Source organism: Methyloparacoccus sp. NF-16 (genome assembly GCF_056880625.1).
This window is the reverse complement of record NZ_CP174130.1, coordinates 811,886-834,598: the sequence shown is the minus strand read 5'-3', so window position 1 is coordinate 834,598 and position 22,713 is coordinate 811,886. Positions and strand designations below refer to the sequence as shown.

Annotated in this window: 19 protein-coding genes; 6 read left to right on the top strand and 13 right to left on the bottom strand. The window is 66.0% G+C overall.

The window, feature by feature from the left end; translation table 11 throughout:
• Positions 1 to 10 precede the first annotated feature (10 nt).
• The 4 genes from ACH5N8_RS04120 to ACH5N8_RS04105 form a co-directional block, all read right to left on the bottom strand.
• A complete protein-coding gene (locus tag ACH5N8_RS04120) occupies positions 11 to 1,294 on the bottom strand; it encodes a heme biosynthesis HemY N-terminal domain-containing protein (RefSeq protein WP_483282613.1) in 1,284 nt (427 codons plus the stop codon).
• The gene (gene hemDX, locus ACH5N8_RS04115) at positions 1,291 to 3,672 is read right to left on the bottom strand and encodes a fused uroporphyrinogen-III synthase HemD/membrane protein HemX (RefSeq protein ID WP_483282612.1); all 2,382 of its coding nucleotides are present in this window, start codon (positions 3,670 to 3,672) and stop codon (positions 1,291 to 1,293) included. The genes ACH5N8_RS04120 and hemDX overlap by 4 nt, the downstream gene beginning before the upstream one ends.
• Position 3,673: 1 nt before the next feature.
• Positions 3,674 to 4,600, bottom strand: coding sequence for a hydroxymethylbilane synthase (gene hemC / locus ACH5N8_RS04110; protein WP_483283169.1), 927 nt, complete (start codon positions 4,598 to 4,600; stop codon positions 3,674 to 3,676).
• 77 nt (positions 4,601 to 4,677) lie between these two features.
• Positions 4,678 to 5,331 carry a thiopurine S-methyltransferase gene (locus tag ACH5N8_RS04105; RefSeq protein WP_483282611.1) on the bottom strand — a complete coding sequence of 218 codons (654 nt, stop codon included), beginning with the start codon at positions 5,329 to 5,331 and terminating at the stop codon, positions 4,678 to 4,680.
• 158 nt (positions 5,332 to 5,489) lie between these two features.
• On the opposite strand from ACH5N8_RS04105, the gene pgi reads away from it, so the two are divergent.
• From pgi to ACH5N8_RS04090, 3 genes are all read left to right on the top strand, one after another.
• A complete protein-coding gene (gene pgi / locus ACH5N8_RS04100) occupies positions 5,490 to 7,130 on the top strand; it encodes a glucose-6-phosphate isomerase (RefSeq protein ID WP_460026930.1) in 1,641 nt (546 codons plus the stop codon).
• Positions 7,127 to 7,870 (top strand): 6-phosphogluconolactonase, encoded by a 744-nt coding sequence (gene pgl, locus ACH5N8_RS04095; RefSeq protein WP_483282610.1) that lies wholly within the window; start codon positions 7,127 to 7,129, stop codon positions 7,868 to 7,870. The genes pgi and pgl overlap by 4 nt, the downstream gene beginning before the upstream one ends.
• A gap of 111 nt (positions 7,871 to 7,981) precedes the next feature.
• Entirely contained in the window at positions 7,982 to 9,211 is a 1,230-nt protein-coding gene (locus ACH5N8_RS04090) for a pyrophosphate--fructose-6-phosphate 1-phosphotransferase (protein WP_483282609.1), read from the top strand.
• A gap of 96 nt (positions 9,212 to 9,307) precedes the next feature.
• Here the strand turns inward: ACH5N8_RS04090 and ACH5N8_RS04085 are convergent, their stop codons facing one another.
• The 9 genes from ACH5N8_RS04085 to rpsB all read right to left on the bottom strand — a co-directional run bounded on the left by ACH5N8_RS04085 (position 9,308) and on the right by rpsB (position 17,691).
• Positions 9,308 to 10,069, bottom strand: a complete 762-nt coding sequence (locus ACH5N8_RS04085) for a DsbC family protein (protein WP_460026927.1) — start codon at positions 10,067 to 10,069, stop codon at positions 9,308 to 9,310.
• 18 nt (positions 10,070 to 10,087) lie between these two features.
• Entirely contained in the window at positions 10,088 to 11,452 is a 1,365-nt protein-coding gene (rseP, locus tag ACH5N8_RS04080; RefSeq protein WP_483282608.1) for an RIP metalloprotease RseP, read from the bottom strand.
• Positions 11,453 to 11,473: 21 nt separating this feature from the next.
• A complete protein-coding gene (gene ispC / locus ACH5N8_RS04075; RefSeq protein ID WP_483282607.1) occupies positions 11,474 to 12,649 on the bottom strand; it encodes a 1-deoxy-D-xylulose-5-phosphate reductoisomerase in 1,176 nt (391 codons plus the stop codon).
• On the bottom strand, positions 12,646 to 13,629 hold the full coding sequence (locus tag ACH5N8_RS04070; protein WP_483282606.1) for a phosphatidate cytidylyltransferase: 984 nt from the start codon (positions 13,627 to 13,629) through the stop codon (positions 12,646 to 12,648). Before ACH5N8_RS04070 ends, ispC begins: the two co-directional genes overlap by 4 nt.
• 20 nt (positions 13,630 to 13,649) lie before the next feature.
• The gene (gene uppS, locus ACH5N8_RS04065) at positions 13,650 to 14,432 is read right to left on the bottom strand and encodes a polyprenyl diphosphate synthase (protein ID WP_460026923.1); all 783 of its coding nucleotides are present in this window, start codon (positions 14,430 to 14,432) and stop codon (positions 13,650 to 13,652) included.
• A gap of 102 nt (positions 14,433 to 14,534) precedes the next feature.
• Positions 14,535 to 15,092 (bottom strand): ribosome recycling factor, encoded by a 558-nt coding sequence (gene frr / locus ACH5N8_RS04060; protein ID WP_460026922.1) that lies wholly within the window; start codon positions 15,090 to 15,092, stop codon positions 14,535 to 14,537.
• Complete coding sequence (pyrH, locus tag ACH5N8_RS04055) at positions 15,089 to 15,817, bottom strand: UMP kinase (protein WP_460026921.1); 729 nt, start codon at positions 15,815 to 15,817, stop codon at positions 15,089 to 15,091. The genes frr and pyrH overlap by 4 nt, the downstream gene beginning before the upstream one ends.
• Before the next feature lie 74 nt (positions 15,818 to 15,891).
• On the bottom strand, positions 15,892 to 16,779 hold the full coding sequence (gene tsf, locus ACH5N8_RS04050) for a translation elongation factor Ts (protein WP_483282605.1): 888 nt from the start codon (positions 16,777 to 16,779) through the stop codon (positions 15,892 to 15,894).
• A gap of 147 nt (positions 16,780 to 16,926) precedes the next feature.
• Positions 16,927 to 17,691: a 30S ribosomal protein S2 gene (rpsB, locus tag ACH5N8_RS04045; protein ID WP_460026919.1), complete on the bottom strand. Its 765-nt coding sequence runs from the start codon at positions 17,689 to 17,691 to the stop codon at positions 16,927 to 16,929.
• A 202-nt stretch (positions 17,692 to 17,893) separates the two neighbouring features.
• Between rpsB and map the strand changes: the two genes are divergently transcribed.
• From map to glyA, 3 genes are all read left to right on the top strand, one after another.
• Positions 17,894 to 18,694 (top strand): type I methionyl aminopeptidase, encoded by an 801-nt coding sequence (gene map / locus ACH5N8_RS04040; protein ID WP_483282604.1) that lies wholly within the window; start codon positions 17,894 to 17,896, stop codon positions 18,692 to 18,694.
• A gap of 25 nt (positions 18,695 to 18,719) precedes the next feature.
• Positions 18,720 to 21,311, top strand: a complete 2,592-nt coding sequence (gene glnD, locus ACH5N8_RS04035; protein WP_483283168.1) for a [protein-PII] uridylyltransferase — start codon at positions 18,720 to 18,722, stop codon at positions 21,309 to 21,311.
• A gap of 121 nt (positions 21,312 to 21,432) precedes the next feature.
• Positions 21,433 to 22,689, top strand: coding sequence for a serine hydroxymethyltransferase (gene glyA, locus ACH5N8_RS04030; RefSeq protein WP_483282603.1), 1,257 nt, complete (start codon positions 21,433 to 21,435; stop codon positions 22,687 to 22,689).
• The last annotated feature ends 24 nt before the right edge of the window (positions 22,690 to 22,713 follow it).

The window sequence follows — 22,713 nt, the reverse complement described above, 5'->3', positions numbered from 1 at the left end:
GGAAACGGGCTCAGGTCGCGCCGGCGTCCAGGGATTCGCCGGCCGGCGGCGCCAGTATCCGGGCGGCACGCTCAAGCGCATCGGCATCGATCGGCTCTCCACCGGCCAGGCGCATCCCCTGCCGATAGACGCCGGCCGCGGCGACAAAATCCCGCGCTTCGTAAAGCAGGTCGCCCATCAGCTGGCAGGCTTCGGCCGTCGGCCTGATGGCCAGGCTGCGCAGGACATACTCGCGGGCCTTGTCGGCCTGCCCCGCCCGGCGGGCCAGGATGGCCAGTACCTGCAACAGCTGCGGATCCTCGTGGTGCGGCCCCAGCCAATGTTCGGCACTGGCCAGCTGCCGCTCCGCATCGCCCGCGATCCGGGCATAGAGCGCCAACAGGCGCGGCTGCCAGTCACGGCCCAGGGCCAGGCGGACATCCTCTTCGACCTCGTCGCCGACGCCGGCATCGATCATGCCCTGGCAATAGGGAAAGGCCACGTCCGCCTCGCTGCGGACCACGTCCGGCACCATGCGCCAGATCTCGCGGATGAGCGCCGGGTCGCGGGTCAGGGCGCGCTTCTCCAGCAATGACCGGTAGGCGCGTATCTCCAGTCCGCGCAGTTCCTTCTCGCCGAACAGCTTGCCTTCGCGCAGGACGGGAATCAGATGATGCAGGGCATCCCAGTCGCGGGTCTGGACATAGGACTCGCACATGAGACGCAGGGCCACGGGATGATTGGCCGTCTTGCGGTTGATCTCGTTCAGGCACTCGAGTGCCTCGGCAAACTGATGGCTGCCCATCAGCAGCTTGACGCGACTGAGGTCGACTGCCAGTTCGGCTTGCGGTGCGCTGTTGCGGGCCCGCTGCAGATAGTCCTCGCGCTGCTCCGGCGCACCGCGGGCATGGGCGGCACGCGCCGCGGTCAGGTAATTGAGCAGTGGCAGGCTGCTGTCGGCAGCATGCCGGATGAGGTTGCGCTCGGCCTTTTCCCACTTGCCCTCGACCGTGTCGATCAGGCCGCTGAGCAAGGCTTCCACCGATTTCCGGACGCGCTGCTCGGTGTTGCGCTTCTTGATCGAGTCGGGCAGCCTGGCTGCGCCGGTCAGGAAGCGGATACCCAGATACAGGGCCAGAAACAGCAGCACCAGCACCACGATCACGAAGTAGAGCGACGTCTCCAGCACCCAGTCACCAAGGCCGACGATGACATAGCCGGCGTTGCCGGCGGACGAGAGATGACGGTAGCCCAGCGCGACCAGCGCGAACGCCAGCAGGAAGGCCGCCAGGGAAAAGACGATGCGGCGTCTCACAGACGCTCTCCCGCATCCTGGGCGGGGCTGGCCTCGGTGGGCGGCGAGCCTTCGGCCGGCGCTGCCGGTTGGCCGGCGGGAACCGGCGTTTCCTCTTTTGGCTGCGCTGCGGACGACTCGCTCGCGGCCGGCGAGAGGACAGAGGGCGCCACCGGCGCGGCAACCGGTGCCGGCGAGGAGGATTTGCCACGCAGCACGGCATCCTCCGCCTCGAGCCGCAGCTTCTCGATGTTCTGCAACATGAGCATCGACTGGCTGATGTCGGGATAGGCGACCTTGAGGGAGCGATCCGCCAGCGCCTCCAGCTCCTCGCGCATGGCCCGTGTTTCCGGCGCCTTGCCGTCGAAATGCCGTTCGAGCCAGTCGATCGCCGCGGACAGGCTGTCGCGGTACAACTGGTCGTCATTCCTGAGCAGTGCCGCCCGGGTGGCTTCCAGCTTGAGCAACAGCAGTTGCCGCAGGACTTCGACCTGCTCCGGGGTCAGCAACGCCTCGACCGGCTGATCGGTCCGGCGCACGGTGACCAGTTCCTTGAAACCCTTGAGGGCACTGTCCAGCGCATCGCCCTGCGCCGCCTCATCCGGCTGCTGGACAGGCGCCTCGTCCCTGGCCTTCTCATGCTGCTTGACCGTGCCGGCATGAGGCAGGATCAGCGGCAGGCCGGGCACCTTCCTCTCCAGGGCCAGCAACCGGGCGGAAACGCCGACCACGTCCGGGGCCTGGATTTTCCGCAGCGCGGCGATCTCGCCGGCGAGCACCTCGCGCACCTTGTAGACGGCCGGATCGCCGCTTTCGTGCAGCCGCTGATCGGCGGCTTCCATGGCTGCGAGGACCGATTTCACATCGCCGACCAGGCTGAGCTTCTGGTTGGCGACATTGAGCAGGTATTCGGCGTCGGTAATCAGGACATCGCCCCGCGTCTTGTCGAGCTGGCGCTGGATCTGCTGGATCGCGTCCGCCAGTTCGCTGCGGGCGGCGTCCAGCTTCAGGTCGAGCTGCTCGCCCTGCTCGCCCAGCCGGCGCTCCAGCTTGGCGTCGCTGCCGGAGAACTGGTTCTGCAGCGTCGCCAGCTGCGAGTGCAGCGCAGCCAGTTCCGACTGCACGGCGCTCATCTGATGGCTCACCTCCTGAACCTGCTGCGACTTGTCGGAAATCTGGCCGCCCAGCCCCTCCTGGCGCGAGCGCAGCTCCTGCAGCAGGAACCAGCCGCCGACGGCCAGGCCGACGACCCCCAGCAGGATCAGATACCCGACCCAGGCCAGGCTGCGGGACTTCTTCGGCCCGGTGGAGCCGGTCTCGCCCGCCGCCGGCCGGCCTTTGCCCCTGGCCTTCGTCTGCGGCTGTTCGGGCGCCTTTTCCTCGGCGCTGGGCGGCGTGGTCTCCGCGAGGGAGGTCTCGGGAGCCGGGCCAGCCGGCGCGGAAATGGTTTCAGACTCGGTCAAGGGATGCTCCCCCCGCAGCGCGGGTTCTGGGGATGACGGCGGCAAACCCGGCGCGACCGTCGGTGTGGATTCGGGTTCGGGCGGGATCACTTCGGCCGGGGACACGGATGGCGGCACGGCCAGCAGGGCGGCGGGCCCCTGACCGGTCTTGCGGGCATGGGCGAGCTGCTTCAGCGACTGGACGATGGCCTCGTCGCTGGCCTGCTCGGCAATCATCACCTGTGACCAGCCCAAGGTGCGGGCCAGCGCGGCGATGCGGGCCCCCGGCACGATCAGTGTCGGTCGCTCGCGATCGGCCAGGGCGGCTCCGCGCAGGAGCTCGGCGAGATGCGACAGCGCCTCGCCACTGGTGACCACCACGGCGGCCAGATCACCCTCCTGCCAGGCGGCGAGCGCCGGCGCGAAAATCTCCGCCGCGACCGGCACCCGGCGGTAGACCTCGGCATAGTCGACCTCCGCCCCGCGCTGGCGGAGTACGTCGGCCATATGCTCGCGGCCGCCCCGGCCGCGCACGATGAGTATCCGCTGGCCTGAGACCTCGGCCAGTCGCGGATCGGCGAGCAGGGTCTCGCTGTTGAAATCCGGGTAGGGAATCAGGTCGACCGCCAGTCCCGCCTGCTCCAGCGCCGCCGCCGTCGCCTCGCCCACGGCGGCGAGGCGGGTGCCGGGCGGACGCTGGCCGGCCCACGGAACCAGCCGCAGCGATTGCCGGACCGCATTGGCGCTGACGAAGACCAGCCAGTCCCAGGAGGACAACGCCGCCAGCCGCTGCTGCGCCTCGGCCGGGGACTCGACCGGCGCGATCGCCAGCAGTGGCGCTAGCAGCGGCCGGCCGCCGGCCTCGGCAATCAGTCGGGCCAGCCCCTCGCCCTGGCCCTCGGGCCGGGTCACGAGGATGGTCATATCCGCCAGCGGCTGCAGGGCATGCGTCTTCATGTCATGAGGCGGCGTACAGTTCCCGGAGAATCCGCTCGGCCCCCTCGGCAAGCAGGCGGTCCGCCAGCGCCACCCCCAAGGCTTCGGCCTGGTCCCGGGGTCCCCGTATCTCGCCACGGACAGCATGGCCGGTCACGGGATCGGCCACCAGGCCCCGCAGCCACAGCCGCTGGTCGGCGAGTTCGGCGTAGCCGGCGATCGGCACCTGGCAGCCGCCGTTGAGGCGCTGGTTGAAGGCCCGCTCGGCACCGACACAGGTGGCGGTGTCGCTATCGTGCAGCGGGGCCAGCAGATCGTTGACGGCAGCATCGTCCCGGCGGCTCTCGATACCGATCGCGCCCTGGCCGACAGCCGGCAGGCTGTCCTCGGGCGCCAGCACCTGGGTGATGCGCTCGGCCAGGCCGAGGCGGATCAGGCCGGCCGCCGCCAGCACGATCGCGTCCAGGTTCTCGCTTGCGAGCTTTTCCAGCCGCGTACCGACATTGCCGCGCAGGCTGCTGATGCGGCAATCGGGGCGGTGCTGGCGCAGCTGGCACTGGCGACGCAGGCTGGAGGTACCGATACGCGCGTCGGCGGGAAGCTCATGCAACCCGGCATGGCGGTGCGAGACCAGGGCATCGCGCGGATCCTCGCGCGTGAGGATGGCGCTGAGCTGCAGGCCTTCGGGCAGTTCGGCCGGAACATCCTTCATCGAATGCACGGCAATGTCGGCCTCGCCGTCCTGCAGCCCCTGCTCGAGTTCCTTGACGAACAGCCCCTTGCCGCCCACCTTGGCCAGCGGTGCGTCCAGTATCTTGTCGCCGCGCGTCACCATCGTGACGAGGCGCACCTCCAGGCTGGGATGCGCACACCGAAGGCGTTCGGCAACATGTTCGGCCTGCCACAGTGCCAGCGGACTCTTGCGGGTGGCGATCCGTAGGATTTTCAGCACGTCGGGCGGTTCCGGTCCAGCGAAAAATGGCGCGAGTTTACCAGATAGCGCAGCGCCCGCGGGACGCGCCTTCCTCAACGGGGCCGAAGGTGCCAGACGGTTTCGCTCAGGCCTGTCAGGCCCCGCCGCGCGAGGCCGGGGTTGTCGGCCAGGGCGTCCTGCCGCGCCAGGCAATGTATCCGGTAACGCTCGTCGAACAGCCGCTCGACCTGCGCCGGCGGCGTTGCGAAGGGAGGCCCCTGCATCTCCGCCGGATCGTAATCGAGCGTGACCAGGAGAATCGGCGCCGTCGCCGCCAGGGGCTCGAGTTGCCGGACATAGTCCGTCTGCCGCTCGGGCGGCATGGCGATCAGGGCAGCCCGGTCGTAGACCGCGTCGACCGGCCCCACGAGGCCGGTCTCCAGGGCGAAGAAATCGCCCTCGATCAGCCTCAGCGCCCCGGCGGCATGCACCCGGAACCCGGCCCGCGCCGAGGTCTCGGGCTCAAGGCCCTGCTCGGCGAAGAACTGGCGGATGGCCAGGGCGCTCAACTCGATGCCGGTGACGGCATGATCCAGGCCCGCAAGATAGACCATGTCCACCGACTTGCCGCACAGGGGCACCAGAACCCGACAACCGGGCCCCCGCTCCAGCGCCGGCCAATGCCGGACCAGCAACGGATGGACCTGGTCCTGGTGAAATCCGGTTTCGGCGTCTTCCCACTTCTTCAACCAGAATTCGGCATGCATGCTTGGCTCCCTGATTCGCGATAATTTCACATGATAAATCCCCTTTGTCGCCTGCACGATCTTCCCCGGTAACTGCGCCGCGTGCCGCTACAACTAAATGTTCCTCTGGCCAGCGCGGTTTGATAGCATCGCGCTCATCATTTGTCGGTGATCACTGAATGACTCAACCTACCCAATTACCGGCCTGGCGGGCACTCGATAAACACCGGCAAGAGATGGCGGGCGTGGATATGCGCGACCTTTTCGCGGCTGATCCACAGCGTTTCGAGCGCTTCTCCCTGACCTTCAACGACATCCTGTTCGACTTCTCGAAGAACCGGATCACCGAGAAGACGATGAGCCTGCTGGAACAGCTGGCCGAGGAGTCCAAGCTTTCGGCCAAGATCGAGGCCATGTTCCGCGGCGCCCGCATCAACGTCACGGAGAACCGCGCGGTGCTGCACATCGCGCTCCGCAACCGGTCCAACCGGCCGATCCTGCTCGACGGCGACGACGTGATGCCGGACGTCAACCGCGTGCTGGGCATGATGCGCCGCTTCACCGAGGCGGTGCGCTCCGGTCGCTGGAAGGGCTGCACCGGCAAGTCGATCACGGATGTCGTCAACATCGGCATCGGTGGTTCGGATCTCGGCTCGCGCATGGTGGTGCGGGCGCTCTGGCCCTATGTCGATCCCGGTCTGCGGGTGCATTTCATTTCCAATGTCGACGATGCCGACCTGGTGAAGACCCTGTTCGGGCTGGATCCCGAGACCACGCTGTTCTGCGTCGCCTCGAAGACCTTCACCACCCTCGAGACCATGGCCAACGCCAAGTCGGCCCGGGAATGGCTGCTGGCGCGGGTGCAGGATTCCAGCGCCGTCGCCAAGCATTTCGTGGCCATCTCGACGAACTCGGAAAAGGTCGCCGAGTTCGGCATCGACACCGCCAACATGTTCGAATTCTGGGACTGGGTCGGCGGGCGCTATTCGATCTGGGCGGCCATCGGCCTGCCCATCGCGCTGGCGGTCGGCATGGACCGTTTCGAGGCGATGCTGGAAGGCGCTCACCGCATCGACGAGCATTTCCGTACCGCGCCCTTCCACCGCAACATCCCGGTGATCATGGCGCTGCTCGGCATCTGGTACGATAATTTCTTCGCCGCCGACGCCTACGCCATCCTGCCCTACGACCAGCATCTGGAATACCTGCCCGCCTATCTCCAGCAGGGCGACATGGAGAGCAACGGCAAGACCGTCGATCTCGAGGGACATCCGGTCAACTACAGTACCGGGCCGATCATCTTCGGCCAGCCCGGCACCAACGGCCAGCATGCCTTCTACCAGCTGATGCACCAGGGCAGCGCGCTGATTCCCTGCGATTTCATTGCCGCCGCCCAGAGCCATCACAACCTCGGCGAGCACCACGAACTGCTGATTTCCAATTTCATCGCCCAGACCGAGGCGCTGATGCTGGGCAAGACCTTCGAGGAGGCCAAGGCCGAACTGAAGGCCGAAGGCATCAAGGGAGAACGCTTGCAGGAGCTTGCCGCGGCCAAGACCTTCCGCGGCAACCGGCCGTCCAACTCCATCCTCTACCGCAAGCTGACGCCGGAGACACTGGGCAGCCTGATCGCGCTCTACGAACACAAGATATTCGTGCAGGGCGCCATCTGGAACATCAACTCCTTCGACCAGATGGGAGTGGAGCTGGGCAAGCAGCTGGCGCGCAAGATCCTCGCCGACCTCAAGGGACCGGAGCCCTCGCACGCCCACGACAGCTCGACCAACGGGCTGATCAACCGCTACAAGTCCCTGCGATGAGCCACGGGCGCGAACTCTTCGTCGCCGGCAGCGCCGACGATCTGGCCCGCGAGGCTGCCAGCCGGCTGGTCGAACTGGCCACCCAGGCACTGCGGGAACGCGCGCGCTTCACCGTCGCCCTCTCGGGCGGTTCGACACCCCGGCGGCTCTACCAGCTGCTGACCCAGCCCCCCTACCGCCAGGCGCTCGACTGGAGCCGGGTGCATCTGTTCCTGGCCGACGAGCGCTTCGTGGCGCCAGCGGATGCCGAGAGCACCGCCCGCCTGGTGCGGGAAACCCTGCTGGCGGGCCTGCCCATCGCCGCCGAACAGTTCCACGCCATGCCGACCGAGGGCGAATCCCCGGAGACCTGTGCCACGGCCTATGCGGAGGAATTGGCCCGCTTCTTCCGGCCGGACCCCATCGTGCTGGACCTGGCGCTGCTCGGCATGGGCCCCGATGGCCATACCGCATCCCTGTTTCCCGGCCGGCCCGAGCCGGCGGGTGCGGTGTCCGTCGTCCGCGACTCGCCGAAACCGCCGCCGACGCGGCTGACCCTGACGGCGGCAACGCTCAACCGATCCCGGGCGGTCTGGTTTCTGGTCACCGGCGCGGACAAGGCCGCCACACTGAGAACCGTTTTCGAAACCCCGCCCGGCGCGCCCGCCGCCTTGCCCGCCGCCCGCATCCGGGCGGCAGAGGGCGGATCGCTCTGGTTGACGGATCGCGAGGCGGCGGCCCAGCTGCCGGCCGGGAGCTAGCGCCGCATCCCGCATCCCGACCCGCGCCGCACAAGACCCGCCGACCTTATCCGCCGAGCCGGCTTCCGCTATTCTTTCCGGTTTTTCCACCCACAACTCTTACAGATATCCATGAGCAAACCCAAGAAAGTCGCACTCCTGACCGCAGGTGGCCTTGCCCCCTGCCTCAGCTCCGCCGTCGGCGGCCTGATCGAGCGTTACACCGAGATCGATCCCAGCATCGAAATCATCGCCTACCATGGCGGCTACAAGGGACTGCTGCTGGGCGACTCCTACAAGATCACGCCGGAAATCCGCGAAAAGGCGCACCTGCTGCACAAGTTCGGCGGTTCGCCGATCGGCAACAGCCGCGTCAAGCTGACCAACGTCAAGGACTGCGTCAAGCGGGGCCTGGTGAAGGAGGGCGAGGACCCGCAGAAGGTCGCGGCCGACCAGCTGGTCAAGGACGGCGTCGACATCCTGCACACCATCGGCGGCGACGACACCAATACCGCCGCGGCGGATCTGGCCGCTTTCCTGGCCCGGAACAACTACGGCCTGACCGTGATCGGCCTGCCCAAGACCGTCGACAACGACGTCTTCCCCATCAGGCAGTCACTGGGCGCCTGGACCGCCGCCGAGCAGGGCGCGCGTTATTACCGCAATGTCGTCGCCGAAACCGGCGCCAACCCGCGCATGCTGATCGTGCACGAAGTCATGGGCCGCAACTGTGGCTGGCTGACCGCCGCCACCGCGCTGGAATACCGCAAACTGCTGGATCGCGAAGAGTGGGTTCCTGGCATCGGTCTGGGTCGTGATTGCTATGACGTCCACGCCGTCTTTGTGCCGGAGATGGACATCGATCTGGCCGCCGAAGCCGAGCGTCTGCGCGGTGTCATGGATAAGTATGACTGCGTCAATCTGTTCATTTCCGAAGGCGCCGGCGTCGATGCCATCGTCGCGGAAATGCAGGCCAAGGGTCAGGAAGTGGAGCGCGATGCCTTCGGCCACATCAAGCTGGACACCATCAACCCGGGCAAGTGGTTTGGCGAACAGTTCGCCAAGATGCTGGGCGCCGAAAAGGTGCTGGTGCAGAAGTCCGGCTACTTCGCCCGCGCCGCTGCCGCCAATGCCGACGACCTGCGCCTGATCAAGTCCTGCACCGATCTGGCCGTCGAGTGCGCGTTCAAGCGCGAGTCCGGCGTCATCGGCCACGACGAGGACAACAACAACGTCCTGCGCGCCATCGAGTTCCCGCGCATCAAGGGCGGCAAGCCGTTCGACATCGATGTGCCCTGGTTCGGCGAAATACTCAAGGCCATCGGTCAGGCCAAGGGCAAGAAGGTCGAGGTCAGCCACTGAGGGTTAACCTTCAGCCATGAAAAAGGCCGGCATTGCCGGCCTTTTTTCTGTCCCTTCCGCCCATCCCGGCCCTGTTGCAGACCAGGTGGCGGCGCCTCAAGGCTTTTTGGCTTCCTCGACGGTATCCTGCGCGGCCTCTGGGAGCGCCACCGGTTTTTCCTCCATCATCTTGGTCAGCTGCGGCGCGGGAACGTAACCCGGCAGAATCGCGCCCTTCTCGGTCACGATCATCGGCGTCCCGTTGGCCCCCATGGCCGAGGCCAGTTCCATGTGCTCGTCCACCGGATTGTCACAGGTCTTGCGAGCCAGGTTCTCGCCGTTCTTGGCCCGGGTCAGGGCCTCGTTGCGATCCTTGGCGCACCAGACGGTTACCGCCTTGTAGTAGGAGTCGGAATCCTTGCCGGCACGGGGGAAGAACAGGTAGCGGATCTCGATGCCTTCCTTCAGGTACTGATCCATTTCCGAATGGAGTTTCCGGCAGTAACCGCAGTCGATATCGGTGAACACATAGGCGACATGGCGGAGAATCTTGGGCTTGAAGACGATCATCTTGTCCGTGCCCAGCTTCTTGAGTGCCCCGAGACGGGCATCGGCAAGCTTCTTCTCGGTCAGATCCTCCCGACTCTTGAGGTCGATCATCGACCCCTGCATCAGGTAGCGGCCATCCTCCGACACGTAAAACAGCCGGGCACCGACGACGACCTCGTACAGCCCCTTCAGGGGCGACTCGCTGATCGCATCCGGCTTGATGGTCGGCAGGGCCTGCTTGAGCGCCGCTTCAACCGTCTTGGTATCGGCCTCGGCCTGGGTGCCGAACAGGGCCAGACCAGCAATGGCAGCCAGAGTCATCTTCTTCATGAGTAACCTCAATGGGGATTAGGAGGCGAAAACGCGCCCGATGTCGAGGTAGAACCCCAGCGCCATCAGGCACAGAAGGATAAACATGCCGACCTGCTGGAACGCCATCTGGGCCTGATCCGACAGGGGACTGCCCTTGATCGCCTCGACCAGATAGAAGAACAGATGCCCACCGTCCAGCACAGGAATCGGCAGCAGGTTCAGGACACCCAGGCTGATGCTGACCAGGGCGAGAAACTTCATGAACTGGCCGAAGCCGAGGCTGGCGGACTGGCCGGCATACTGGGCGATGCTGATGGGGCCGCTGAGGTTCTCCACGGCGGCCTTGCCGACCAGCATGCGACCAGCCATCCTGAGGGTGGCCAGGGAAATATCGGCGGTCTTGCGGGTGGCCGCGACCAAGGCCGGCCAGACACCGAGACGATACTCGACCGTCATCGCCTCGATCAGCTTCGGCGGCACCTGCACGGCGGCGCCAATGCGGCCGATCCGCTGTCCGTCCGCCTCGGCGATAGCCGGCGTGATGACGAGGCCAAGGCGCGCCCCGTCGCGCTCGATCGCGGTCTGGATGGCCTGATCGGGTCGGTCGCGCACGAAGTCGACCCACTGCTTCCAGTTCCTGATGGCCAGGCCGTCGGCGCTGACGATGCGATCGGCCGCCATGAGACCGGCCCGTTCCGCGGCGCCGCCGGGCTCGACACGCTCGACCACGGGCTCCAGCACCGGTTCCCAGGGCCGCAGGCCGAGCCGGCGATAGAGCACCTCCGGCTTCTGCACGTCCTCATGGGGAATCACCAGCGACAGATGGCGGGTGGAGCCGTCGGCCTCGGTCACGGTGACGGGAATCGGCTCCTCGTCCAGCGCCAGTTCCAGAATCCGGCTGATGGCGAGGCTCCAGGTCGGCGTGCCCTCATCGCCGATGACGACGATTTCGTCGCCTTCACGGAAGCCGGCACGCTCGGCCAGGGTGCCGGACTTGAGTTCGCCGACCACCGGCCGCGTTCCGGTCTCACCCCACAGGAAGGCCAGCCAGTAGACCAGGATCGCCAGCAGGAAATTGAACACGGGCCCCGCCAGCACGATAGCGGCACGGCACGCGACCGGCTGCCGGTTGAAGGCGTACGGCAGGTCGGCGCTCGCCACCTCGCCCTCCCGCTCATCAACCATCTTCACATAGCCGCCCAGGGGCAGCGCCGAGAGGGTGAACTCAGTGTCCTGCGGCGTCTTCTGCCAGCGCCAGATGATGCGGCCGAAGCCCAGCGAGAAGCGCAGAACCTTGACGCCGAGCTTTCTGGCCATCCAGTAATGGCCAAACTCGTGCACGGCAATCAGGATGACCAGCGAGACGACGAAGAAGAACAGCGTGTGGGGTAGCGATGACATGACATTGGCCTGTGGGTGGCGTCAGAGCTTCCGAATATACGCCCCGGCCGTCTCGCGCGCCGAACGGTCGGCCTCCAGCACCGTTTCGATACTGTCCGCCCGCCCGACCGGCACCGACATCATGCAGTGACTGATCACATCGGGGATATCGGTGAAGCGGATGCCGCCATCGAGAAACGATGCCACTGCCAGCTCGTTGGCCGCGTTGAGTATCGCCGGCATGGTGCCACCTGCCCGTACGGCGTCATAGGCCCGCTGCAGACAGGGGAAGCGCTGGAAGTCGGGCGCCTCGAAATCGAGCCGTTTGACCGCGAACAGGTCCAGCGGTTCGGCGCCGGAATCGAACCGCTCGGGCCAAGCCATGGCATGGGCGATCGGAATCCGCATGTCGGGATTGCCCATCTGCGCCAGCACGGTACCGTCGACATAGTCGACCATGGAGTGGATCACGCTCTGCGGGTGGATCACCACCTGCACCAGCTCCGGCGGCGCATTGAACAGCAGACAGGCCTCGATGAGTTCCAGCCCCTTGTTCATCATGGTGGCCGAGTCCACCGATATCTTGCGCCCCATCACCCAGTTCGGATGGGCCACGGCCTCGGCCGGCGTGACATCGTGCAGTTCGCCCAGGCCCTTGCGCAGGAACGGGCCACCCGACGCAGTGAGCAGGATACGACGCACCTCGGGGGCGGTTCGGCCGGCATGATAGTTGGCCGGCATGCACTGGAAGATGGCATTGTGCTCGCTGTCGATCGGCAGGAGGTCCGCCCCGGATTCGCGCACGGCGGACATGAACAGCGGACCGGACATCACCAGCGCTTCCTTGTTGGCCAGCAGCACGGTCTTGCCGGCCCTGGCCGCGGCCAGCGTGGGCAGCAGGCCGGCCGCGCCGACGATGGCGGCCATCACCGAGTCCACCTCGGGCAGCACGCAGACCGCCTCCAGCGCGCGCACGCCGCTCAGAACCTCGGTCTCGATACCGGCGTCCCGGAGCCGCCGGCGCAGCTCGGCCGCCGGCGGCTCGTCGATCATGACGGCATAGGGGGGGCGGAAACGCCGGCACTGCTCGAACAGCCGGTCGATGTTGTGGTTGGCGGTCAGCGCGACCACGCGATAGCGGTCGGGATGCCGGCCGACCACATCCAGCGTGCTGACACCAATCGATCCGGTCGAACCCAGTACGCAGATCCCCTTCATGGCCGGGTCTCCGCACCGTCGTGCCGGGCGTCGGGTTCCAGTTCCGGCGGCACTTCCATCGGACCATCGTAGTGATGGTCGGCCGGCGGCGCCTCCAGTGCCGGCGCCTCGTCCATCTGCATGATGATCTCCGGCTCCAGCATCGGTCCCGGCAGCAGGAACACGGGAATCAGCAGGGAGCCGGCATAGAAGATAGCTGCGGCCGACAGCAGGCTGTCGATGCGGTCCAGGACGCCGCCATGCCCCGGCAGGATGCCGCTGCTGTCCTTGACCCCGCGGACGCGTTTGGCCAGGCTCTCGAACAGGTCGCCGCAGACCGAGAAGGCCACCGTCAGCAGCGACAGGAAGACGAAATCCACCAGCGTCATGGTTTCAAGCCCGACCAGCAGGCCCACCGGAACCGCCAGCACCACGGCGGCGAACAGCGCGCCATACACGCCCTCGATGGTCTTGCCGGGGCTGACCGCCTGCACCAGTTTCGCGAAGCCCCAGCGCTTGCCGACGAAATAGGCGGCGATGTCGGCCAGCCAGATCAGCAGCACCAGGTAGAGCACCTGGTATTCGGAAAAATTCAGCCGCAGCCATACCATCAGTACCCAGCCGGAAATCAGCACCAGCGCGCCGCCGGCCAGCCGCGCCGGCACCGGATAGCGCAGTTTGACCAGCTTCTCCGGCATCTTCCGGAAGGCAATGCCCCAGCCGAGCCACCAGACGAGCACCGGCGCATAGAACCAGATCGGCAACTCGCCCGGCGCCCAGTAGATGGCGAAGAAGCGGGCCACCAGCAGCACCAGCAGGATACCGAGAGTGAAACCGATGCGCCCGCCCTGCGGCAGGCCGGACAGCCCGCCCCACTCCCAGGCACCCAGCAGGATGATGGCACCCCACAGTCCGGCGAAACCGTCCGGCGGCAGGAACAGGATCGCCGCGATGATGAACGGCGCCAATAGCGAAGCGGTAAGTACGCGGTTCTTGAGCATGAGGTTCTTCCGGGAAACGTTCAGGTTTGGGTCGGATCGGGCGGGACTTGGCGCTGGGTGATCTGCTCGATCTGGTCGCCGGTGTAACCGAAGCGCCGCTGGCGGCTGGCAAAACTCGCCAGCGCCTCGCCGAAGGCCGTCTCGTCGAAGTCGGGCCAGAGGCGCGGGGTGAAATACAGCTCGGTATAGGCCAGCTGCCAGAGCAGGAAATTGCTGATGCGCTGCTCGCCGCCGGTACGGATGAACAGGTCCGGCTCCGGCAGGTCGGCCAGCACCAGGCGTGACGCCAGCCGCTCCGAGGTGATCTCGTCGGGCCGCAGGCGACCCTCGGCCACCTCGATGGCCAGCTGCCGGCTGGCCTGCGCGATGTCCCAGCGGCCGCCATAGTTGGCGGCGATGACCAGATGCAGGCCGCGATTGGCGGCGGTCATGGCCTCGGCCTCGGCAATCTTGTCCTGGAGCCTGGGCGCGAAGGCGGTGCGCTCGCCGATGACGCGCAGGCGCACGCCATTCTCGTGCAGCTTGCGGGTTTCCCGCTCCAGGCTGGCGATGAAAAGCTCCATCAGCAGCGAGACCTCCTGCGGCGGACGCCGCCAGTTCTCGCTGCTGAAAGCAAACAGGGTCAGCACCTCAATCCCCTTGGCGATGCACTGCTCGACGGTCCGGCGCACGGAGGTCACCCCGGCGCGATGGCCGGCGGGCCGCGGCAGATAACGCTGCTTGGCCCAGCGCCCATTCCCATCCATGATGATGGCGACATGCCGGGGCAGGCGGGAATCGGGCGAGACCGGGGGAACGGACATGGACACTACCGGGTGGGTCGGCCAGCCATCCGGACCCGACCACCGGGTCGGGCCGCCTGGCCGGCGCCGTGGAAAGACGGGGGGAACAGCCCTCGGAAGGCCTCAGATCGCCATCAGGTCCTTTTCTTTTTCCGCCAGCACGACATCGACCTCCTTCACGTATTGGTCGGTCAGTTTCTGGACCTGCTCCTGGCTGCGCCGCTCCTCGTCCTCGGAGATCAGCTTGTCCTTGAGCGCATTCTTGAGATCGTTGTTGGCATCGCGGCGGATATTGCGGATGGCGACGCGGGCGTTCTCGGCCTCATGCCGCACGACCTTGATGAGGTCGCGGCGACGCTCCTCGGTCAGCGGCGGCATCGGCACCCGGATCACGGTGCCGGCGGTGGACGGGTTGAGCCCCAGGTCGGAGGTCATGATGGCCTTCTCGATCGCCTGCACCATGTTGCGTTCCCAGGGCGCCACCGCCAGGGTACGGGCATCCTCGACCGTGATGTTGGCCGTCTGGCTGAGAGGCACCTCGTTGCCGTAATAGGACACGGTGACATGATCGAGCAGGCTGGGATGGGCGCGGCCGGTGCGAATCTTGGCCAGTTCGTGCCTGAGCGAGTCGATGCTCTTGCCCATGCGCTCGGCGGTACGTTTGTGGAGATCGTCAATCATGCTGGTTTACCCGTTACTATCAGGGAGCCGACGTCCTCGCCCTGCACCAGGCGCATCACGGCTCCGGATTCGAATACATTCATGACCCTGAGGGGCATGTCGTGGTCGCGGCAGAGCACCAGTGCGGAGGCATCCATCACGTTCAGGCGCTGGTCGAGCGCCTCGTCGTAGGTGAGCCGCTTGTAGAGCGTGGCGCCCGGGTCCTTCATCGGGTCTGCGCTGTAGACGCCATCGACCTTGGTGGCCTTGATCAGCAGCTCGGCGTTGATTTCGATGGCCCGCAGGCTGGCAGCCGTATCAGTGGTGAAGAAGGGATTGCCCGTCCCGGCCGCGAAGATCACCACGCGGCCCTTTTCCAGGTGCCGCACGGCACGGCGGCGAATGTAGTCCTCGCACACCTGGTTGATCTTGAGCGCCGACATCACCCGCACGGGACGGCCACGGTGCTCGAGGGCGTCCTGCATGGCCAGCGCATTGAGGACCGTGGCCAGCATGCCCATGTAATCGCCGGTGGTCCGCTCCAGCCCCTCACCCGCGGTCTGGGCGCCACGAATGAAGTTGCCGCCGCCGATGACCAGGCCGACCTGGACGCCGGCATCGCAGAGATCGGCCACTTCCTGCGCCAGACGGCGAATGACACCGGGGTCGATGCCGCCGGCTTGCTCGCCCATCAGGGCTTCGCCACTGAGTTTCAGCAGGATGCGCGTATATCGGGGTGTACTCATCGGTAAGCCGCTGCGATGGGGGATGAAACCACCCGTCCGGGCACCCTTGCCGGCACCCGGACGGCACTGGGAGATCAGGACGCCCGGACCTGCGCCATGACCTCTTCGGCGAAATTGCTCTCGACCTTCTCGATGCCCTCGCCGACTTCCAGACGGACGAAGCGCGCGACCCTGGCACCCTTGTCCGCCAGCAGCTTGCCGACAGTCTGGTCCGGGTCCTTGACGAAGGGCTGGCCGACCAGCGTGATCTCGCCCAGGAATTTCTTGATGCGGCCCTCGATCATTTTCTCGATGACATTGGCCGGCTTGCCGCTGGCCTCGGCCTGGGCGCTGAAGATGACCCTTTCCTTCTCGACGACATCGGGATCGACGCCGCTTTCATCCACACAGGCCGGCTTGCTGGCGGCCACGTGCATCGCGATGTCCTTGCCAAGCTCGGCGTCGCCGCCGTCCAGAGCGACCAGGACACCGATGCGGCTGCCGTGCAGGTAGCTGGCCACCAGGCCGGCCGGGGCTTCCAGACGCTCGAAACGGCGCACGGCGATGTTCTCGCCGATCTTGGCCACCATGGCCCGGCGGGTTTCCTCGACGGTGGCGCCGTTGCCCGGAATGCGGGCCTCCAGCAGTGCCTCGACCGTATCGGCGCCGGAGTCCAGCGCGGTCTGCGCCACCAGGTTGGCGAATTCGACGAAATCATCGCCCTTGGCCACGAAGTCGGTTTCGCTGTTGATCTCGACGATCGCGGCGCGCTTGCCGTCGGCGCTGGCCTTGCAGCAGATGCAACCCTCGGCGGCGGTGCGCCCGGACTTCTTGTCGGCCTTGGCGAGACCGGCCTTGCGCATCAGTTCGACTGCCGCTTCCAGATCGCCATTGGTTTCCGTCAGGGCCTTCTTGCACTCCATCATGCCGGAACCGGTGCGTTCGCGCAGTTCCTTCACCATACCAGCCGTAATATTCGACATTGACCAATCCTCTATCTTCTAAAGCTAACGTGGGTAATCCAGTCGGGGCTTCCCTGCCTAACAAAACGCCCCCAGACTCGGGGGCGTTATCCTTGAGCACCCGGGCCCGGACCGCCCGGCGAGGGCCAGTCCGGCGGGGCCCCGTGATCAGGCGTCCGCGCCGGCGGCAGCGGGAACGGCATCCATCTCGACGAACTCATCCTCGCCTTCGGCGACGCTGGCGGTCAGGCTGTTGGCCCTGCCCTGCAGGATGGCGGTCGCAGCGCCCTGCACATACAGCTGCACGGCGCGGATGGAGTCATCATTACCAGGGATGATGTAGTCGATGCCGGTCGGGTTGTTGTTGGTGTCGACCACGCCGACCACCGGAATGCCCAGCTTGTGCGCCTCGCTGATGGCGTTGTGCTCGTAGCCGACATCCAGCACGAACAGCACGTCGGGCAGCCGATCCATGTCACGGATACCGCCCATGCTGTTCACCAGCTTGTCGAGCTCGCGCATCATCCCCAGCGCTTCCTTCTTGCTGAACCGCTGCAGGCGGCCATCGTCGCGCATGGCCTCGAGTTCCTTCATGCGCGCCACCGACTGCTTGATGGTCTTGAAGTTGGTCAGCATGCCGCCCAGCCAGCGATGGTTGACGTAGGGCATGCCGCAGCGCAGCGCCTCTTCCTGCACCACGGTGCGGGTGGTGCGCTTGGTGCCAACGAAGAGGATCTTGCCGCGCTTGGCGGAAACCTGCTCCAGGTACGCCATGGCCTGCTTGAACAGCGGCAGGGTCTTCTCAAGGTTGATGATGTGGATATTGCTGCGGGCACCGAAGATGAACGGGGCCATCTTGGGATTCCAGTAACGCGTCTGGTGGCCGAAATGGACACCGGCCTCGAGCATCTGACGCATCGTGACGTTCGACATCGATAATCTCCTAAGGAACGTTCAGGGTTGAGCCTCCACATATCCCGACCGGCGACCAGCCCGCGCGGACGGGGCGGCACCCTGCCGGACGTGACGATATGTGTGTGTGGTTGCCAAAAAAAGCAGGCCTTTATACCATGAACCGCTTGCCTCAACAATCTGCGGACCGCCGCCGGGCCCGCCAGCGCCACCCTATCCCGCCATGAGCATCAGCATCAAGACGCCGGACGAAATCGAGAAAATGCGCGTCGCCGGGCGTCTCGCCGCGGAGGTCCTGGACATGATCGCCCCCTACGTCATCCCGGGCGTCACCACCGACGAACTGGACCGCATCTGCCACGACCACATCGTCGACGTCCAGCAGGCCATCCCGGCGCCCCTCAACTACAAGGGCTTCCCCAAGTCCATCTGCACCTCCGTCAACCATACGGTGTGCCATGGCATCCCGGGCCCGAAGAAGCTGAAAAGCGGCGACATCATCAATGTCGACATCACCGTCATCAAGGACGGCTACCACGGCGACACCAGCCAGATGTTCCTGGTCGGCGAGGTACCGATCCGCGCCAGCCGGCTGGCGCGGGTCTGCCAGGAGTGCCTCTATCTCGGCATACGCGAGGTCAGGCCGGGCGTGCGGCTCGGCAGCATCGGCCACGCCATCCAGCGCCATGCCGAGTCGCACGGCTACTCGGTGGTACAGGAGTTCTGCGGACACGGCATCGGCCGGGAATTCCACGAGGACCCGCAGGTCCTGCACTATGGCCGGCCGGATGATGGTCCGATCCTGCAGGCCGGGATGATCTTCACGATCGAACCGATGATCAATCTCGGCAAGCGCCACGTCAAAATCCTGCCCGATGGCTGGACCGCGGTCACCAAGGATCACAGCCTGTCGGCCCAGTGGGAACACACGATCCTGGTCACGGAAACCGGCCACGAAATCCTGACCCTGCGCCAAGAGGAAGCACACGCCCTTGAAAACGGACATCTTAAGGAACTGGCTTGAGCAGGGCGGCCACCACCCCTCCGACCTGCACCAGGTTTTCAGCGACTGTCTCAGGGCCAACCGGACCCAGCTGACCGAGAGCTTTCGCGCCGGCACCGCTGCCGCCCTGCTCATCCGCCAGCGTTCGGACTTCATCGATGAAATCCTCGCCCTCGCCTGGCGGCAGTTCCTCGCCGAGCACAGCGAGCGGCTGGCCCTGATCGCGGTCGGCGGCTACGGCCGGCAGGAACTGCACCCGCACTCGGACATCGACATCCTGGTGCTGCTCGACGACACCGACGCCGCCCACCCCGAACTGAATGCCCGCGTCTCCGGCTTCCTGAGCTTTCTCTGGGACATCGGCCTCAAGCTGGCGCAGAGCGTGCGCACACTGGAGGACTGCATCGAGCAGGCGCGGGCCGACCAGACGGTGATGACCAATCTGCTCGAATGCCGGCTGATCCTCGGCTCGGCGCCCCTGTTCGACCGGCTGTGGGAACGCCTGGCCCCGAACCAGCTGTGGCCCTCGCCGGCATTCTTCGAGGCCAAGCAGGCGGAACAGGCGGCCCGCTACGCCAAGTACCACGATACCGCCTACAACCTCGAACCCAACATCAAGGAAGGCCCTGGCGGCCTGCGCGACATCCAGAACATCCACTGGATCATCAAGCGTCACTACAACACCCGCTCGCTCAACCTGGTGCAGGAAGGCTGGCTGACCGAGGCGGAACAGGCAGAGCTGCTGCGGGCGCGGGACTTCCTCTGGGAAATCCGGTTCGCGCTGCATGCGATGACCGACCGCTGCGAGGACCGGCTGCTGTTCGAATACCAGAAGGATCTCGCCCGCCAGTTCGGGGTCCAGGACCAGAACATCAACCAAGCGGTCGAGCAGTTCATGCAGCTCTACTACCGCACGGTGATGGGGCTGGAACGCCTGAACGAGCTGCTGATGCAGCTGTTCCAGGAGGTTGCCCTGGGCCAGGGCCGGGACCTGCGGATCGAGCCCATCGACGAGCAGTTCCAGGCGGTCAATCGCTACGTCGAGGTCCGCCACCCGGACGTGTTCCGCGAGCAGCCGCTGGCGCTGTTCCAGATCTTCCTGCTGCTCCAGACCCGCCCCGAACTCAAGGGCATCCGCGCCTCCACCATCCGCCTGATCCGGCAGCACCTGTACCTGATCGACGACCGGTTCCGCAGCGAGACGGAAGCCTGCCGGCTGTTCATGACCATCCTGAGCCAGCCGATCGGCGTCACCCACCAGCTGCGGCGCATGAACCGCTATGGCGTGCTGGCGGCCTATCTGCCGGCCTTCGCCCGGGTCGTCGGGCGCATGCAGTACGACCTCTTCCATGTCTACACGGTCGACGAGCACACCCTGTTCGTGGTCCGCAACCTGCGGCGCTTCGCGCTGGAGGAACACCGCCCCGACCACCCGCTGTGCAACGAGGTCTTCGAGCTGATCGACCGGCCGGAACTGCTCTATGTCGCCGCCCTGATGCACGACATCGCCAAGGGCAGCGGCGGCGATCACTCCACCGTGGGCGCAACCATCGCCCGCGATTTCTGCCAGCGACACAGCCTGAGCCAGCGCGAAACCGGGCTGGTCTGCTGGCTGGTGCAGAACCATCTGCTGATGTCGCTGACCGCCCAGCGCAAGGACATCAACGATCCGGAAGTCATCCAGTCCTTCGCCACCGCCATCGGCGACCAGAGCGCGCTGGATCACCTCTATCTCCTCACCTGCGCCGACATCCGCGCCACCAATCCCAGCCTCTGGAATTCCTGGAAGGACGCGCTGCTGCGGGAACTCTACCTGCAGACCCGCTGGCTGTTCCGGCGCGGGCTCGCCAAGCCCTGGCAGCAGGCGGAGAAGATCGCCGACGTCAAGGCCGAAAGTCACGCCCTGCTGACCCGGCTGAGCCTGGACGACGACGCCATCGACCGGGTCTGGGCGGCGCAGCTGACCGACGAATATTTCCTGCGCTACCACGCCGAGGAAGCAGCCTGGCACACCATCGCCCTCAGCGCCGCCCGCCCTGACGAACTGCCACTGATCCTGCTGCGACCGGTCAGCCAGCGCGGCAGCGCCGAGATCTTCATCCGCGCACAGCGGCAGGACTTCCTGTTCGCCCACACCACGGCCGTGCTCGACCAGCTCAACCTGACGGTCTTCGATGCCCGCATCATCACCGGACAGGACGGCCATGTGCTGCACAGCTACCACGTGCTGGAGCAAACCGGCGAGCCGATTCGCGATCCCATGCGCCAGGTCCAGATCTGCGTCAGGCTGAAGGAGTGCCTGTGCGGTGCCGTGCAGGCCCCGCTCAAGGTCCAGCGACGCGAATCGCGCCAGATCCGCCATTTCAACGTGCCGACCCAGGTCTACTTCCACGAGGACCCGCAGCAGCGCCATACCATCCTGGAGTTGATCGCCACCGACCGGCCGGGTCTCCTGTCCAAGGTCGGCCGGGCCTTCTCGCTCTGTGGACTGCGGCTTTTCAACGCGCGGATTTCCACCATCGGCAGCCGGGCCGAGGACATCTTCTACCTGACCGGCCAGGACAACCTGCCGATCAGCGACCCGGCCCACCGGCAGGCGCTCAAGGACACCATCATCGGCCTGGTCGGCGCCTCCTGACTGTGCCGGCAAACGGTGCATTTCGTGTCAATACGGCATGATTCTGCTATAAAGCGCGATCGACCGCGCCCGGGCCCCGCCGACCGGCCGGCCTCACTTCTGCCACACAAGGGTTCCCTTCATGTTCAGCAAAGGCATGGAAATCGCTGGTTTCGACGATGAGCTCTGGTCTGCCATCCGCGACGAGGAACGGCGCCAGGAAGATCACATCGAGCTGATCGCCTCGGAAAATTACGCCAGCCCGCGCGTGCTGCAAGCCCAGGGCAGCGCGCTGACCAACAAGTATGCCGAGGGCTATCCCGGCAAGCGCTATTACGGCGGCTGCGAATTCGTCGACATCGCCGAGTCGCTGGCCATCGAACGTGCCCGCCGGCTGTTCGGCGCGGACTATGCCAATGTGCAGCCGCACTCCGGCTCGCAGTCCAATGCCGCCGCTTACATGGCGCTGCTGAATCCCGGCGACACCATCCTCGGCATGAGCCTCGCCCACGGCGGCCACCTGACCCACGGCGCCAAGGTCAATTTCTCCGGCAAGATCTACCACGCCATACAGTATGGACTCAATACCGAAACCGGCCTGATCAACTATGACCAGGTCGAGGCACTGGCCCGCGAACATCGTCCGCGCATGATCGTGGCCGGTTTCTCGGCCTACAGCCGGGTGGTCGACTGGCAACGCTTCCGCGACATCGCCGACGAGGCCGGCGCCTACCTGCTGGTCGACATGGCGCATGTCGCCGGCTTGGTGGCGGCGGGCGTCTACCCAAGCCCGGTCGGCATCGCCGACGTGACCACGACCACCACCCACAAGACCCTGCGCGGCCCGCGCGGCGGACTGATCCTCGCCAGGGCCAACGAGGAAATCGAGCGGAAGCTGAATTCGCTGGTCTTCCCGGGCATCCAGGGCGGCCCCCTGATGCATGTCATCGCCGCCAAGGCCGTGGCCCTGAAGGAAGCCATGCAGCCGGAATTCCACACCTACCAGCAGCAGGTACTCGCCAATGCCCGCGCCATGGCGCACAGGCTCCTCGAGCGCGGCCTCAGCATCGTCTCCGGCGGAACCGACAATCATCTGATGCTGGTGGATCTGATCGCCCGCGGCATTACCGGCAAGGCCGCCGACGCGGCGCTTGGCCGGGCCCACATCACCGTCAACAAGAACGCCGTGCCCAATGATCCACAATCGCCGTTCGTCACCAGCGGCATCCGCATCGGCACGCCGGCGGTCACCACGCGCGGCTTCACCGAAAGCGAGTGCATCACCCTGGCCGACTGGATCTGCGACATCCTCGACGATCTCGACAACGACGCCGTGATCGACCGGGTTCGCGACCAGGTCAGCCAGCTGTGCCGCCGCTACCCGGTGTACGCCGACTGAGGCGCAAGCCGGACCAAGGGGCCA

Coding starts and splice junctions, on each gene's coding strand:
- hemDX (WP_483282612.1), bottom strand. CDS start 3,672: ATGAAGACGCATGCCCTGCAGCCGCTGGCGGATATGACCATCCTCGTG.
- ACH5N8_RS04105 (WP_483282611.1), bottom strand. CDS start 5,331: ATGCATGCCGAATTCTGGTTGAAGAAGTGGGAAGACGCCGAAACCGGA.
- pgi (WP_460026930.1), top strand. CDS start 5,490: ATGACTCAACCTACCCAATTACCGGCCTGGCGGGCACTCGATAAACAC.
- pgl (WP_483282610.1), top strand. CDS start 7,127: ATGAGCCACGGGCGCGAACTCTTCGTCGCCGGCAGCGCCGACGATCTG.
- ACH5N8_RS04090 (WP_483282609.1), top strand. CDS start 7,982: ATGAGCAAACCCAAGAAAGTCGCACTCCTGACCGCAGGTGGCCTTGCC.
- ACH5N8_RS04085 (WP_460026927.1), bottom strand. CDS start 10,069: ATGAAGAAGATGACTCTGGCTGCCATTGCTGGTCTGGCCCTGTTCGGC.
- rseP (WP_483282608.1), bottom strand. CDS start 11,452: ATGTCATCGCTACCCCACACGCTGTTCTTCTTCGTCGTCTCGCTGGTC.
- ispC (WP_483282607.1), bottom strand. CDS start 12,649: ATGAAGGGGATCTGCGTACTGGGTTCGACCGGATCGATTGGTGTCAGC.
- ACH5N8_RS04070 (WP_483282606.1), bottom strand. CDS start 13,629: ATGCTCAAGAACCGCGTACTTACCGCTTCGCTATTGGCGCCGTTCATC.
- uppS (WP_460026923.1), bottom strand. CDS start 14,432: ATGTCCGTTCCCCCGGTCTCGCCCGATTCCCGCCTGCCCCGGCATGTC.
- frr (WP_460026922.1), bottom strand. CDS start 15,092: ATGATTGACGATCTCCACAAACGTACCGCCGAGCGCATGGGCAAGAGC.
- pyrH (WP_460026921.1), bottom strand. CDS start 15,817: ATGAGTACACCCCGATATACGCGCATCCTGCTGAAACTCAGTGGCGAA.
- tsf (WP_483282605.1), bottom strand. CDS start 16,779: ATGTCGAATATTACGGCTGGTATGGTGAAGGAACTGCGCGAACGCACC.
- rpsB (WP_460026919.1), bottom strand. CDS start 17,691: ATGTCGAACGTCACGATGCGTCAGATGCTCGAGGCCGGTGTCCATTTC.
- map (WP_483282604.1), top strand. CDS start 17,894: ATGAGCATCAGCATCAAGACGCCGGACGAAATCGAGAAAATGCGCGTC.
- glyA (WP_483282603.1), top strand. CDS start 21,433: ATGTTCAGCAAAGGCATGGAAATCGCTGGTTTCGACGATGAGCTCTGG.